Genomic DNA, 14,121 nt, shown 5'->3' on the forward strand with positions numbered 1-14,121 from the left:
TGCGGGCTCCCGCCCCGGCCGCCGCCCGTTTCCGACGGGTCATCAGGTCATTTGTCCCGGACTATTGACTCGGATTACAACAGTCGGGATTCTCGTCACATCGTGGACGCGGGACATGACAGTCGGCCGGGCGGCCGTGCCGGTGCCCGGGCGGTCTGCCTCCTCAACCGCGTCGTCCGTCGACGGGAGACGTGAGTGGTGACCATGGCCCGACCCTCGTACAGCAGGCGCAGGCTCATCGCGGTGCTGTCCTTACTGCTCGCCCTGGTGGCGATGGCGCTCGCACCCGCGCCGCGCGCCTCGGCCGAATCCGGCTGGTGGATCCCGGCAGCACGGCCGGCCCCGGACTCCGGGATCAATGTCACCGGGGAGCCCTTCAAGGGCACCGACGCCCAGGGGCGCGTGCGCGGCTTCGTCGACGCGCACGACCACCTGATGGCCAACGAGGGCTTCGGCGGCCGGCTGATCTGCGGCAAGCCGTTCTCCGAACTCGGCGTCGCCGACGCGCTCAAGGACTGTCCCGAGCACTACCCGGACGGCACCCTGGCGATCTTCGACTTCATCACCAAGGGCGGGGACGGCAAGCACGACCCGGTCGGCTGGCCGACCTTCCAGGACTGGCCCGCCCACGACTCGCTGACCCACCAGCAGAACTACTACGCCTGGGTCGAGCGGGCCTGGCGCGGCGGTGAGCGGGTGCTGGTCAACGACCTCGTCACCAACGGGGTGATCTGCTCGGTCTACTTCTTCAAGGACCGCGGCTGCGACGAGATGACCGCGATCCGCCTGGAGGCGCAGAAGACCTACGACATGCAGGCCTACATCGACAAGATGTACGGCGGGCCCGGCAAGGGCTGGTTCCGGATCGTCACCGACTCCGCGCAGGCCCGCGAGGTGGTCCGGCAGGGCAAGCTGGCGGTGGTGCTCGGCGTCGAGACCTCCGAGCCGTTCGGCTGCAAGCAGATCCTGGACGTCGCGCAGTGCAGCAAGGCCGACATCGACCGCGGCCTGGACGAGCTGTACGGGCTGGGCGTGCGCAGCATGTTCCTCTGCCACAAGTTCGACAACGCCCTCTGCGGGGTCCGGTTCGACGAAGGGGCGCTCGGGACCGCGATCAACGTGGGCCAGTTCCTCTCCACCGGGACGTTCTGGCAGACCGAGGCCTGCGCCGGCCCGCAGCACGACAACCCGATCGGCCTGGCGGCGGCGCCCGCGGCGGAGCAGCAGCTCCCGCAGGGCGTGGCCGTGCCCGCGTACGCCGGCGGCGCGCAGTGCAACACCCGTGGCCTCACCGATCTCGGCGAGTACGCGGTGCGCGGAATGATGCAGCGCAAGATGATGCTGGAGGTCGACCACATGAGCGTCAAGGCCGCCGGGCGGGCCTTCGACATCCTGGAGTCCGCCTCGTACCCCGGCGTCCTCTCCTCGCACAGCTGGATGGACAGCGCCTGGACCGAGCGGCTCTACAAGCTCGGCGGGTTCGCCGCCCAGTACATGAGCGGCGCGGAGGCGTTCAGCGCCGAGGCCCGGCGCACCGACGCGCTCCGCGACAAGTACCAGGTCGGGTACGGCTACGGCACCGACATGAACGGCGTCGGCGGCTGGCCCGGGCCCCGCGGGGCGGACACCCCCAACCCGGTGAAGTACCCCTTCCGCAGCACCGACGGCGGCTCGCTGATCGACCGGCAGACCGCCGGGCAGCGCACCTGGGACCTGAACACCGACGGCGCCGCGCACTACGGCCTGGTCCCGGACTGGATCGAGGACATCCGGCTGGTCGGCGGGCAGGACGTGGTGGACGACCTGTTCCGCGGCGCCGAGTCCTACCTGCGCACCTGGGGGGCCTCCGAGAACCACCGGGCCGGCGTCAACCTCGCGGCCGGCGCGTCCGCCTCGGCGTCCACCGCGGAGTGGTGGAACCCGTTCGTGAGCTTCGCGCCGGGCCGGGCCGTGGACGGCGACCCGGGCACCCGCTGGGCCAGCGAGTGGAGCGACGACCAGTGGCTGCGGATCGACCTCGGGTCCTCGCAGCTGGTCCGGCGGGTCACCCTGGACTGGGAGCGCGCGTACGGCAAGGCGTACCGCGTGGAGCTCTCCGCCGACGGCGTGAACTGGACGACCGCCTGGTCCACCGACACGGGTGACGGCGGGCTGGACACGGCCGGGTTCGCCGGGACGCCGGCCCGTTACGTGCGCGTGCACGGCCTGCAGCGCGGCACCCAATGGGGGTACTCGCTGCGCGAGGTGGGCGTCTACAGCACCTGACGGTGCCGTCCTCGCCCCCGGCCGGGGCGGGCGGACCGGCCTCGCGCCCCGCCCGTCCCGGCCGCTCGGCCGCCCGCCCCCGGCCCCTTCGCCGCCCGGCCCGCCTCGGCCGTCCCGGCGCCCGTCCGGTTCCGGCCGCATGCCGGGCGGCCCACCGGGGGAGGACGCCGGGGGAGGGGCCCGGGGGACGGATGCGGGCACCGCACCGACCGGAGGGAAGGGACCGCATGGCACGGATGCCGTCGGCCGAGCGGCGCAGACAGCTCACCGAGGCCGCGATCCGCGCGATGACCCGTGACGGTGTCGCCCGGACCACGACCCGCTCCATCGCCGCCGAGGCAGGCGTCTCGCTGAGCGTCTTCCACTACTGCTTCGACTCCAAGCAGGCCCTGCTGGAGTCCGTCATCGCCACGCTCACCGAGCACTACGTCGGGGTGGTCAAGGAGGCGATCCGGCCCAGGGAGACCCTCCGGGAGACCGTCCGGGCCGGCTTCCAGGCGTACTGGGACCACGTGGCCGCCAACCCCGGCGAGCACATGCTCACCTACGAGCTCACCCAGTACGCCCTGCGCCAGCCGGGGTTCGAGCCGCTGGCCAGACGGCAGTACGAGCGGTACTCCGCCACCTACGCCGAACTCCTCGAACAGCTCCGCCGCGCCATGGGCTTCGAACTGCGCGTCCCCGTCCCGGTGCTGGCCCGCCACCTGGCCGCCATGACGGACGGGCTGACGCTGAACTTCCTGGTCCTCGGCGACCAGGCGGCCGCGGCCGAGATCCTCGACATGATCACCGACCACGTGACCGGCCTCGTCCGCCACGAGGTGCCCGGCGGCGCGGCCCCGCCGCCCTGACCGCGCCGCCCTGACCGCGCCGGGCCCGGGCCCGCGCCCGCGCCCGGACCCGCTCCACCCGGCCCGACCCGCCCGCCGATGCCCCGCCCGGGAGGCGGTACCGGGCCCCGCGGGCAGAGAATCGGTGGTGAGCGGGAGGTGGAGCGCGGTCCGGGGCACCGCCGACCCGAGCGGCGGCCGGCACAGGCAGGGGACAGCGATGGCGGAGAGCGGCGAGGCACCGAGAACGGTGATCCTCACCGTCGACGACGACCCCGGGGTGTCCCGGGCGGTCGCCCGGGACCTGCGCCGCCGCTACGGGGGCTCGCACCGGGTGGTCCGGGCCGAGACGGCGAGCGCCGCCCTGGAAGCGCTGCAGGAGATGAAGCTCCGCGGCGACCTGGTCGCGGTGATCGTCGCCGACTACCGGATGCCGCAGATGAACGGCATCGAGTTCCTGGAACGCGCGATGGACGTCTTCCCCGGGGCCCGCCGGGTGCTGCTCACGGCCTACGCCGACACCGGCGCCGCGATCGACGCGATCAACCTGGTGGACCTCGACCACTACCTGCTCAAGCCGTGGGACCCGCCGGAGGAGAAGCTCTACCCGGTGGTCGACGACCTGCTGGACAGCTGGCTGGCCTCCGACCACCGGCCGGTGCCGGAGACCAAGGTGGTCGGGCACCGGTGGTCCGCCCACTCCTCCGAGGTCCGCGAGTTCCTCGCCCGCAACCAGGTGCCCTACCGCTGGTACCCGTCGGACGAGCCCGAGGGACAGCGCCTGCTGGCCGCCGCCGGCGAGGACGGGCTGCGGTTGCCGTTGGTGATCACCCCCGACGGCCGGGTGCTGGTCGAACCGGACGCCCGCGAGCTGGCCGGCCGGGTGGGGCTGGCCACCGCGCCGTCCGCGGAGTTCTACGACCTGATCGTGGTCGGCGGCGGCCCCGCGGGCCTCGGCGCGGCCGTCTACGGCGCCTCCGAGGGCCTGCGGACCGTGCTGGTGGAACGCACCGCGACCGGCGGCCAGGCCGGCCAGAGCTCGCGGATCGAGAACTACCTGGGCTTCCCCGACGGCGTGTCCGGCGCGCAGCTGACCGACCGGGCCAGGCGCCAGGCCGCCCGGTTCGGCGCCGAGATGCTGACCGCCCGCGAGGTGGTCGGCCTGGAGGTGAACGGCCCGTCCCGGGCGGTGCGCTTCGCCGACGGCTCGGCGATCGCCGCGCACACGGTGATCCTGGCGACCGGCGTCACCTACCGGCAGCTGGACGCGCCGGGTGTCGCCGGCCTGACCGGGCGCGGCGTCTTCTACGGCGCGGCGCTGACCGAGGCGGCGGGCTGCGCGGGCAAGGACGTGTACGTCGTCGGCGGCGCGAACTCGGCCGGCCAGGCCGCCGTGCACCTCGCCAAGGGCGCCCGGTCGGTGACGATCCTGGTCCGGGCCGACGACCTGACCCGGTCGATGTCCCACTACCTCGTCCAGCAGATCGCCGAGCTGCCGTCCGTCACCGTCCGCGCCCGGACGGAGGTGGCGCGGGCGCACGGCAGCGACCACCTGGAGCGGCTCACCCTGCGGGACACCGTCACCGGCGCCACCGAGGAGGTGGACGCCCAGTGGCTGTTCGTCTTCATCGGCGCCGCTCCCCTCACCGGGTGGCTGGAGGGCGTGGTGGTCCGCGACGAGCGCGGCTTCGTGGTCGCCGGGCCCGACCTGGCACCGGGCGGCGAACCGCCGAAGGGCTGGCCGCTGGACCGCGTCCCCTACCACCTGGAGACCAGCGTGCCCGGCGTGTTCGTGGCCGGCGACGCGCGGTCCGAGTCCGCCAAGCGGGTGGCCTCGGCGGTCGGCGAGGGGGCGATGGCCGTGATGCTGGTGCACCGCTACCTGGAGAGGCTGTGAGGGCATGACCGGACCGGTGGTCCTCTGCAGTCCGGACGAGCTCCGCACGCTGTTCCTGTTCGAACGGCTGACCCCCGAGCAGCTCGGCTGGCTCTGCCGCGAAGGCCGGGTCGAGCGGTACGAGCCCGGCCCGGTGTACGCCGAGGGGGACCCGGCGACCTGCTTCTACGTGCTGCTCGACGGCACCGTCGTACTCTCCCGGCGGGTCGGCGTCGACGACGTGGAGGTGAACCGGACCTCGCAGCGCGGGGTGTACTCCGGTGCCTTCCAGGCCTACCTGGGGGACCGGGTGCCGCAGGTGTACAACAGCTCGCTGCGGGCGGTCGAGCCCTCGCGGTTCTTCGTGCTGTCGGCGGAGAACTTCGCGGGGCTGATGCGGGACTGGTTCCCGATGGCGGTGCACCTGCTCGAAGGGCTCTTCCTCGGTGCGCAGGTGGCCAAGGAGGCGATCGGCCAGCGGGAGCGGCTGCTCGCGCTGGGATCGCTCTCCGCCGGCCTGACCCACGAGCTGAACAACCCGGCCGCCGCCGCGCTACGGGCCACCGCCGCCCTGCGCGAGCGGGTCGCCGGGATGCGGCACAAACTGGGCAAGATCGCCGCCGGCCCCTACCCGCAGGACGGCCTGGACGCCCTGATCACCCTCCAGGACGCCGCCGTCGACCAGGTGGCGGCCACCAAGTCCGTCTCGCTCGGCCCGCTGGAGGCGGCCGACCGCGAGGACGCCGTGGACGAGTGGCTGGACGAGAAGGGCATCGCCGAGGGGTGGCAGCTCGGACCGGCGTTCGTCCAGGCGGGCCTCGACCTCGACTGGCTGCGCCGGGTCGAGGACACCGTCGGCCCGCAGAGCCTGGAGGGCGCCCTGCGGTGGCTGCACTACACGGTCGAGACCGAGCTGCTGATGAACGAGATCGAGGACTCCACCACCCGGATCTCCGACCTGGTGGGAGCGGCGAAGCAGTACTCGCAGCTGGACCGCGCCCCGCACCGGGTGGTCGACGTCCACGAACTGCTGGACAGCACGTTGATGATGCTTTCCGGCAAGATCCCGGCGGAGGTGACCGTGGTCCGCGACTACGACCGGGAGCTGCCCAGCGTGCCGGCCTACCCGGGCGAGCTGAACCAGGTCTGGACCAACCTGATCGACAACGCGCTGTCGGCGATGGCCGGTTCCGGCCGGCTCACCGTCCGCACCGCCGTCGACCACGAGAACGTGCTGGTGGAGTTCGGCGACACCGGGCCGGGCGTGCCGGAGGAGATCCGCGACCGGATCTTCGAGCCGTTCTTCACCACCAAACCGGTGGGCGAGGGCACCGGCCTCGGCCTCGACATCTCCTGGCGCATCGTGGTCAACCGGCACCACGGCGACCTCCGGGTCGAGTCGGTGCCCGGCGACACCCGGTTCCGGGTGCTGCTGCCGATCACCGACCGCGAGGCGCCACCGGCCGGCTGACCCGCGACCGGCCGCCCGGCGCGGCCGCCCGGCGCGGCGCGCCGCCGCCGTCCCGCGCAGCCGCCGTCCGCCGCCGGGGTCCGCGGGCCGGCGTTCCGGCAGGCCCCGGGAGCACAGGGCTTCGACCGTGGACGACCTGACCACCCGTCGGGCCACGGCCCGCCGTACGGATCACATTTCGGCCAGTTGGCCCGAGCACTGCCTGACCGGCACCGCACCGTGGTTGGATGCGAGCACAAAATCACACCACGCGCATGCGCGGTCCGGAATCCGAAACTGTGCGGCGGACAACGGGAGGTCGGCACCATGACCAACATGGAGGATGCAGCAGCCAACGAGAACGCCGGACCGCTCCTCTACCAGTGGTTACGGGCGAACGACGAGGGCAGCCTCGCCCAGGCCGCCACCGCACTCGGACTCGACCCGCGCGAAGCGGCCGCGGCCTGGGCCGAACTGCGTACGCTGAGGCTCGTCCGGCCGGGCTCCCTGATCGGCGACAGCGACCTGGTCGACCCGGACACCGCGCTGCTCAACCTGCTGCGCCACAAGCAGGGGATGCTCCGCGCCCAGTACGAGGAGCTGACCTCGATCGTCGCCGCCACCGAGTCCCTGCTCGACCGCTACCGGCCGGCCGCGGCGGGGCCCGGCGAGCAGGTCCGGGTGGAGGTGATCGTCGGAGCCCGCGACCAGCGGCGGGTGATCCGGGACTTCTCCGACGTACCCCGGACCGAGAGCCTGACCCTGCACGCCGACCGGGTGCCGTCCCGGACGGTGAGCCAGGCCCTGAACAGCTTCCTGACCGAGAAGAGCCGGATGGTCCGGCGGGGGGTCACCGTCCGCGCCATCTACCCGCAGGGCTTCAACTCGGCCCGCTGGCAGTGCAAGTACCTCGCGGAGGTGCAGCGGGTCGGGGTCGAGCTGAGGCTCGCCCCGCAGGTCCCGTTCAGCCTCATCGTCGGTGACCACGACGTCGCCCTCCTCCCGCCCTACTCGGACCAGCCGGACGACGCGCTGATCGTGATCCGCGGTGCCTCCCTCGTCCGCACCTACGTCGCCCTGTACGAGGACTACTGGCTGCGCTCCTTCCCGTACCAGGGGCCCGCGCCCGACGCCGGCGACGCCGAGACCGACTGGCTCACCGAACAGCACCGCACCTCGCTGCGGCTGCTCGCCAACGGGCTGACGGACGAACGGATCGCCCGCTCGATGGGCGTGTCCGTCCGTACCGTCAGCCGGCTGGTGTCCGAGGTGGCCCGCCACCTCGGGGCGCACAGCCGCTTCCAGGCCGGTGTGCTGGCCTGCGCCCGGGGCCTGGTCTGAGCCGCCGCCCCGAACCGCCCGGCCCCGAACCGCCCGGCCCCGAACCGCCGGGCCCCGAACCGCCGGGCCCGAACGGCCGGGGTGCCCCGGGCCGGCCGCTCAGTGCTGCAGAGCGAGCCGGATGCCGAACGCGATGAGCAGCGCCCCGGTGGACCGTTCGATCCGCTGCCGCACCACCGGACGGCGCAGGAACGCCCCGAAGCGGTCCACCGTGACGGTGTAGAGGCTGAACCACATCAGGTAGAGCAGCACGAAGACGACGGAGAACTTCAGCGCACTGCCCAGCGTCCGGCCCGTCTCGGGCAGGAACTGCGGGAGGAAGGTGACGAAGAACAGCGCCACCTTCGGATTCAGCGCGTTCGACAGGAACCCCTGCCGCAGGCACTGCCCCCAGGAGAGGGACTGGGCCGGGGCCGTCCCGTCGCCCTGCCGCGCCCGGTTCCGGGCGCTGCGCAGTGTCGAGATCCCCATCCACACCAGGTAGAGCGTGCCGATCACCTTGAGCGCCGTGAAGGCCGTCGCGGAGGCCACCAGCAGGGCCGAGACCCCCAGCGAGGCCGCGCTCACGTGCACGCTCAGCCCCAGCATGCCCCCCACCATGGTGAAGAGCCCGGCGGACCGGCCGCCGACCAGGGCGTTGCGGGTGATCAGCGCCTGGTCGGGGCCCGGAATCATGATCAGCAGCAGGGCCGCCGCCGCGAAGGTCAGCATGCGGCCGCCTCGACCGTCCGCAGCACCGCCGCGCGCTGCCGCTCGCGGAAGTAGAAGTGGCCCCCGGCGAAGGTCCGTTGCTGGATCGGGCCGGCCGTCGTGTGCACCGCCCAGGCCGCCGACTGCTCCTCGGACACCACGTCCTGCCGGCCGCGCAGCACCGTCATCGGCACCGGCAGCGGAGGCCGCGGGAGCCAGCTGTAGGTCTCCAGGACCCGGTAGTCGGACCGGACGCAGACCGCCGTCATCCGGCACAGCTCGGGATTGCCCAGCACCTCCTCGGGGATGCCCCCGTGCAGGCGGGCGACCTCCGCGAGCAACTCGTCGTCGGGCAGCCGGTGCAGCCGGCTCCGCTCCCGCGGCAGGTGCGGCGCCGGGTAGCTGGACAGGATCAGCCGCTCGGGCAGCACCCGCCCCGCCGCGTGCAGGGCCTGGGTCAGCTCGTAGGCCAGCAACGCCCCGAAGCTGTGCCCGAACAGCACGTACGGCGCGGTGAGTTCCAGCTCCTCGGCCAGCGCGCCGACGAGCTCCGCCATCCCGGTGTGCGGCGGCTCCTCGAACCGGGAGCCGCGCCCCGGCAGCTGGACCGCGCAGACCGCGACCTTGCGCAGGTCCCGGGCCCAACGGACGTACTCGGCGGCCGAACCCCCGCCGTGCGGCAGGCAGTACAGCGTCCGGGTGGCGCCCTCCGCGCCGGGCGCGCGGATGGTCCAGCGGGGCGGGGCGGTGGTGTTGGAGCGGGCGTCCACCGCGCTCACCCGACCTGGGCCGGCTCGTCGGAGCCGCTGAGGTGGGCGGCGAGCCGCTCGATGGTGGGGTGGTCCAGGATCTCGCCCGGCCTGGTCTCCCGGCCGGTCCGCGCGCTCAGGTCCGCGCTGAGCACCAGGGTGGTGGCCGAGTCGACCCCGAGGTACTCCAGCGGGATGTCGGTGCCCACCTGCTCGGGCGTGACGTCCAGCAGGTCCGCCAGGTAGTCCCGCAACCAGTCGGTCAATTGCTGCCGGTTCATGCGCTGACCTCGCCTTCGACGGTGCCGGTGGCCGGCTGGTCGTCCAGTGCCGTGGCCGGGCCGAGGATCGGCTCCAGCCAACTGTCCAGGGCCGCCACGGTGGGGTGCTGCAGGATGATCCCCACCGGCACCTCGGTCCCGAAGGCCCGCTGCAGCGCGGCCGAGATGCGGGCGGCGAGCAGCGAGTCGCCGCCGGCCTCCAGGAAGTCGTCGGCGAGGTCCACCTGGTTCAGGCCGAGCACCGCGCGGTAGATCTCGACCAGCTTCAACTGGCGGTCCGTCTGCGGGGGTTGCACCGCGCGGCTGCGCCCGACCCGGCGGGCGCCGGCCTTGGCGAGGGTGCCGCGGTCGACCTTGCCGGTGCGGCTGAGCGGCAGCCGGTCCAGGGCGAGCAGCCGGGTCGGGACCATGTGCTTGGGCAGCCGCTCGGCCGTGTACTCCCGCAGCGCCTCCCGGTCGAACCGGCGGACGGTGAGCGGCCCTTCGGCGGCGATCACGTCGAAGCCGACCGAGGCCGGGCCGTCCTCCGCCCGGGTCAGGACGTTGCTGCCGCCGAAGCCGGTGGCGTCGAGCAGGTCCGCCCACTGCGAGCGGTCGAGCAACGGGTGCCCCCAGCCGCGCAGTTCGGTGTCCTCGTACCCGTCGAAGCCCTGCTGTAGACCCATCGTGAGGTCGAACCAGGGGTGGAAGGCGGTCTGTTCGACCATCAGCAGGGTGCCGCCGGGGGCCAGCGCGGAGCGGAGGGTGTCGAGCCCCGGGCCGATCCGGCGGATGTCGTGCAGCACGCTGGCCGCGATCACCAGGTCGGCGGACAGGCCTTCGTGGCCCTGGAGTTCCGGCGACTGGTCGAGGTTGAACAGCCCCGGCCGGAGGAACCCGTACTCGCCGAACACCTCCCGGGCCCGGTCGGTGAAGTAGGGCGAGATGTCGGTGAAGAGGTAGTCCGTGCGGTCGGCCGGCAGCAGCGGCAGCAGGTGGCGGGTGAGGGTGCCGTAGCCGCCGCCGACCTCCAGGATCCGCAGCGGGCGGTCCTCGGGCCAGTCGGCCACGAACCGGCGCACGGCCTCGGTCGCGACGTGGTAGGCGGGCCCGAACAGCCGGGCGTAGACCTCGGGGGTGCGGTCGGAGGCGTAGAGCTCCGCCGAGTGCATCGACTGGGTGAGGATGTCGGCGAGGCCGCCGGCCAGCGACAGCATCCAGTCGATCAGGTCGTCCGGGACACCGAGGGTGCTGCGCAGGGCCTGCCTGGCGCCCTCGGCGACCGGGTCGGCGATCAGCGCGGGGAAGGTCCGGGCCACCTCCAGGCCCTGCGGCGTGCGGCGCAGCATCCCGCGGTCGCAGAGCACCCCGACCGCGCGGGCCACCCACCGTTCGTAGCGCGGGGCGACCCCGGCGGCCAGCGCGGCGGCCGGGTCGAAGCGCTCACCGGGGGTGTGCGGCAGGCCCAGCGCCCGGAAGGCGGTGGCCGCGGCGGCGACGTAGACGTCGTCCATGGCGGCCCAGGCGGTGCGCAGTTCCGCGGCTCCGGGGCCCGGCGCGGGCACCTGGGCGGCGTCGGCCAGTGCCTGGCGACATCGTGCGGTCTCGGCCGGGTCGGCGGTCTCGGTGTGCAGCAGGGAGCCGTCGGTGCGGTCGGGGACGACGAAGCCGAGCAGCTTGGCACCGGCCCCCTCCTCCACGGACTTGACCACCACGGCGGACTCCACGCCGGGGTGCCTGGCGAGCGCCGCCTCCACCTCGCCGCACTCGATCCGGTGGCCGCCGATCTTGACCTGGCCGTCCCTGCGCCCGAGGAACTGGAGGGCGCCGTCCGGCAGGTAGCGGCCGAAGTCGCCGGTGCGGTAGAGCCGTTCGCCGGTGACGGGGTGCTGGACGAAGCTCGCTGCGGTCCGCTCGGGGTCGCGCCAGTACCCGCGGGCCAGCCCGGCACCCTCGATGTACAGCTCGCCGGCCACCCAGACCGGGCAGGGCCGCATGGCGGCGTCCAGGACGTGGAAGGCCTGGTTCCGCAGCGGCTTCCCGTACGGGATGCTCGGCGCGTCCGGGGCCACGTCGTCGGCGGGGTGCCAGTTGGACCAGATCGAGGCCTCGGTGGCGCCGCCGAGGCTGATCACCTCGGCGTCCGGCCAGAGCGCGAGGATCCGGTCGGGCAGGTCGAGGGGGATCCAGTCGCCGCTGAGCATCACCAGCCGCAGGTCGGCGGGCAGGCTCTCGGCGGGGGCGTCCTCCAGGTGCTCGACGAGCATCTGCATCTGCGCCGGCACCGAGTTCCAGACCGTCACGCCGTGCCGGGCCATCAACTCGGCCCAGTGGGAAGGCTCACGGCGCTTGTCCTCGTCGGGCAGGACCAGCGCGGCGCCGGCCGCCATGCTGCCGAAGACGTCGTAGACCGACAGGTCGAAGCCGAGGTCGGCGAGCCCGAAGAGCCGGTCGTCCGGGCCGACGCCGAACCGCTCGTTGATGTCGACGACGGTGTTGAGCGCGGCCCGGTGCTCGATCATCACGCCCTTGGGGCGGCCGGTCGAGCCGGAGGTGTAGAGCACGTAGGCGAGGTCGGCGGGGTCGGCGGCGGCCCGCACCCCGGCGCCCGGGGCGGCCTGGACGTCGTCCCCGGCGGCGGAGCGTATCCGGGGGAGCCCGGCCGGCCACTCCAGCCGGTCGTCGTGCTCCGGGTCGGTGACCACGGCGAGTGCCTCGCCGCTCTCGAACAGCTCGGCCCGGCGGCGGGCCGGCAGGGCCGGGCCGACCGGGAGGTAGGCGGCGGAGGCGAGCAGCACGCCGTGCGCGGCCGCCACCTGGCCGGGGCCCTTCGGCAGGGTGATGCCGACCAGCCGGTCGCGCAGCGGCCCGTCGGCCAGCCGGCCGATCCCGTCGGCGACGGCGGCTGCCTGGTCGGCCAGTTCGCGGTAGCTGACGGTGCCGGCGCCGTGCAGCACGGCCGGCCGGTCGGGGTGCGCCAGCGCGCCCTGGAACAGGGCCTCGTGCAGCAGGCCCTCGGGGGCCGGGCCCTCGGTGCGGTTGGCGGCCTCGCGCAGGGCGAGCTGGTGCGCCGGCAGCGGGATGTCCAGCCGGTCGTCCCAGGCGGCGGCCCGGGTGAGCCGCTGGACGGTGCCGCAGTAGGCGGCGAACATGTCGTCCAGGACGCCCTCGGGGAAGAGCTCCTCGACCGCGTCCCAGGTGAGGTCCAGCGATCCGGTGACGTCCAGCACCTGGTGGTCGAGCCAGATCTGCGGGGTCTGGCTGAGCCGGTAGGTGATGTCGCCGAAGTAGGCCATCGGGCCGGAGGCGTCCGACACGGTGCCGAGTCCGCTGGTGAAGACCACCGGCATGCCCTCGAAGCCGGTCTGCAGGCCGCGTCGGCGGCGCTCGCGCAGGGTGTGCAGGGCGCTGACGTAACGGTGGCGGAGGTCGTGCTGGAGCTGGGTCTGGGTCCGGGCGGCGAGGTCGGTGACCGCGAGGTCACCGGTGGTGTCCATCTCCAGCAGGCAGATCGAGGTGAAGTCCCCGACCACGCGCCGCAGATGGGGGTGCACCGTGCGGTGGCCACGCTCGTTCTCGGCGAGCAGCAGCGGCAGCCGGTTGAAGATGGTGAGGTTCAGGCTGAAGCGCGGGGTGCCGCTCCAGGCCGCCAGCACCTCGGCGAAGACGGTCGCCAGCACGGCGGTCGGGGTCAGGCCGCGTTCCTCGGCGAGCTGCTGGAAGCGCTGCCACTCGTCCGGCGGCAGGTGGTACTCGCGGTGGGTGAACCGGGGCTTGTGGATCTGCACCGGCGGCCGGGCGAGCGGGAGTTCGGGGGGCGGGGCCAGCGTCTCGGCCCGCGAGGCCCAGTAGTCCAGGGACCGTTTGTAGCGGGGCGCGTCGGTGCCCGCCTCAAGGGCCGTCACGTAGTCACGGAAGGTCACGTCGATCGGCGGCAGCTCGACGGTCTCGTCCTGGCAGAGCGCGCTCCACTCGGTGAACAGCAGGGTGATGCTGGCCAGGTCGACCATCAGCAGGTCGAGGCTGACGTGCAGGCGGTCGTGGTCCGGGAGCCGGCTGATCCGGATGTCGAACAGCGGCCAGACGGCCGGGTCGTAGACCCGTTCGGACATGTCGGCCCGGATCTCGGCGAGGCGCTCCGTCATGGTGGCCGGATCGGCGTCGGAGAGGTCCTCGAAGCCGACCTCGAAGGGCGGCGCCTCGGGCAGCACCTGCTGGCGCCCGTCCTTGTGGACCACCGCCCGGAGCATGCCGTGCCGCTCCAGCAGGCGGCGCCAGCCGCGGGTGAGCAGCTCGTGGTCGAGGCGCCTGCCCTCCATCTCGAAGTAGGCGTGCGGGGCGACGTTCCCGAGTACGAAGTTGGGGCCGCGGCCTACCCAGTACGCGTACTGGATCTCCGTCAACGGGAAGGCCGCGTGGGCGTCTGCTGAGGTCATGCGGTGGCCCGCCTCCAATGATCAGTGATTGGACACAGTCAAGTGAAGCAACCCGCTGGTTGCGGTTCAATGGATCGAATCTGCAGGATCGCGCCATGTCGGAAGCACGCCAACAGCGGCCCTGCGCCGCCCGGCGGGCCGGCAGTGGCTGACAGGCGGTACGGGGGAAGGGGTTCTCGGAGCCGGGGTTTCCGGTCCGGGGGCCGCCCGCCGCCCCACCGGAG

Annotated in this window: 9 protein-coding genes; 5 read left to right on the forward strand and 4 right to left on the reverse strand. The window is 73.4% G+C overall.

The window, feature by feature from the left end; genetic code table 11:
• Positions 1-204: 204 nt before the first annotated feature.
• The 5 genes from IE329_RS08870 (at position 205) to IE329_RS08890 (ending at position 7,762) form a co-directional block, all read left to right on the forward strand.
• On the forward strand, positions 205-2,265 hold the full coding sequence (locus IE329_RS08870) for a galactose-binding domain-containing protein (protein ID WP_190210276.1): 2,061 nt from the start codon (positions 205-207) through the stop codon (positions 2,263-2,265).
• A gap of 227 nt (positions 2,266-2,492) precedes the next feature.
• Positions 2,493-3,116: a TetR/AcrR family transcriptional regulator gene (locus IE329_RS08875; protein ID WP_190210277.1), complete on the forward strand. Its 624-nt coding sequence runs from the start codon at positions 2,493-2,495 to the stop codon at positions 3,114-3,116.
• A gap of 199 nt (positions 3,117-3,315) precedes the next feature.
• Complete coding sequence (locus IE329_RS08880) at positions 3,316-4,992, forward strand: NAD(P)/FAD-dependent oxidoreductase (RefSeq protein ID WP_190210278.1); 1,677 nt, start codon at positions 3,316-3,318, stop codon at positions 4,990-4,992.
• Positions 4,993-4,996: 4 nt separating this feature from the next.
• Positions 4,997-6,442 (forward strand): ATP-binding protein, encoded by a 1,446-nt coding sequence (locus IE329_RS08885; RefSeq protein ID WP_190210279.1) that lies wholly within the window; start codon positions 4,997-4,999, stop codon positions 6,440-6,442.
• Positions 6,443-6,757: 315 nt separating this feature from the next.
• Positions 6,758-7,762, forward strand: coding sequence for a helix-turn-helix transcriptional regulator (locus tag IE329_RS08890; protein ID WP_190210280.1), 1,005 nt, complete (start codon positions 6,758-6,760; stop codon positions 7,760-7,762).
• A gap of 99 nt (positions 7,763-7,861) precedes the next feature.
• On the opposite strand, the gene IE329_RS08895 is transcribed toward IE329_RS08890, so the two are convergent.
• The 4 genes from IE329_RS08895 to IE329_RS08910 are packed head-to-tail and all read right to left on the reverse strand — an operon-like array spanning position 7,862 to position 13,897.
• Complete coding sequence (locus IE329_RS08895) at positions 7,862-8,473, reverse strand: LysE family translocator (RefSeq protein WP_190210281.1); 612 nt, start codon at positions 8,471-8,473, stop codon at positions 7,862-7,864.
• A complete protein-coding gene (locus IE329_RS08900) occupies positions 8,467-9,231 on the reverse strand; it encodes a thioesterase II family protein (protein WP_190210282.1) in 765 nt (254 codons plus the stop codon). Before IE329_RS08900 ends, IE329_RS08895 begins: the two co-directional genes overlap by 7 nt.
• Positions 9,228-9,482, reverse strand: coding sequence for an acyl carrier protein (locus IE329_RS08905; RefSeq protein ID WP_190210283.1), 255 nt, complete (start codon positions 9,480-9,482; stop codon positions 9,228-9,230). Before IE329_RS08905 ends, IE329_RS08900 begins: the two co-directional genes overlap by 4 nt.
• On the reverse strand, positions 9,479-13,897 hold the full coding sequence (locus tag IE329_RS08910; protein WP_190210284.1) for a non-ribosomal peptide synthetase: 4,419 nt from the start codon (positions 13,895-13,897) through the stop codon (positions 9,479-9,481). Before IE329_RS08910 ends, IE329_RS08905 begins: the two co-directional genes overlap by 4 nt.
• Positions 13,898-14,121: the final 224 nt, after the last annotated feature.

This window comes from Kitasatospora indigofera (assembly GCF_014655955.1).
GTDB lineage: Bacteria > Actinomycetota > Actinomycetes > Streptomycetales > Streptomycetaceae > Kitasatospora > Kitasatospora indigofera.

Excerpts from the sequence above, each read along its gene's own strand:
- IE329_RS08895 (WP_190210281.1), bottom strand. The coding sequence starts at position 8,473 with ATGCTGACCTTCGCGGCGGCGGCCCTGCTGCTGATCATGATTCCGGGC.
- IE329_RS08885 (WP_190210279.1), top strand. The coding sequence starts at position 4,997 with ATGACCGGACCGGTGGTCCTCTGCAGTCCGGACGAGCTCCGCACGCTG.
- IE329_RS08875 (WP_190210277.1), top strand. The coding sequence starts at position 2,493 with ATGGCACGGATGCCGTCGGCCGAGCGGCGCAGACAGCTCACCGAGGCC.
- IE329_RS08910 (WP_190210284.1), bottom strand. The coding sequence starts at position 13,897 with ATGACCTCAGCAGACGCCCACGCGGCCTTCCCGTTGACGGAGATCCAG.
- IE329_RS08870 (WP_190210276.1), top strand. The coding sequence starts at position 205 with ATGGCCCGACCCTCGTACAGCAGGCGCAGGCTCATCGCGGTGCTGTCC.
- IE329_RS08880 (WP_190210278.1), top strand. The coding sequence starts at position 3,316 with ATGGCGGAGAGCGGCGAGGCACCGAGAACGGTGATCCTCACCGTCGAC.
- IE329_RS08890 (WP_190210280.1), top strand. The coding sequence starts at position 6,758 with ATGGAGGATGCAGCAGCCAACGAGAACGCCGGACCGCTCCTCTACCAG.
- IE329_RS08905 (WP_190210283.1), bottom strand. The coding sequence starts at position 9,482 with ATGAACCGGCAGCAATTGACCGACTGGTTGCGGGACTACCTGGCGGAC.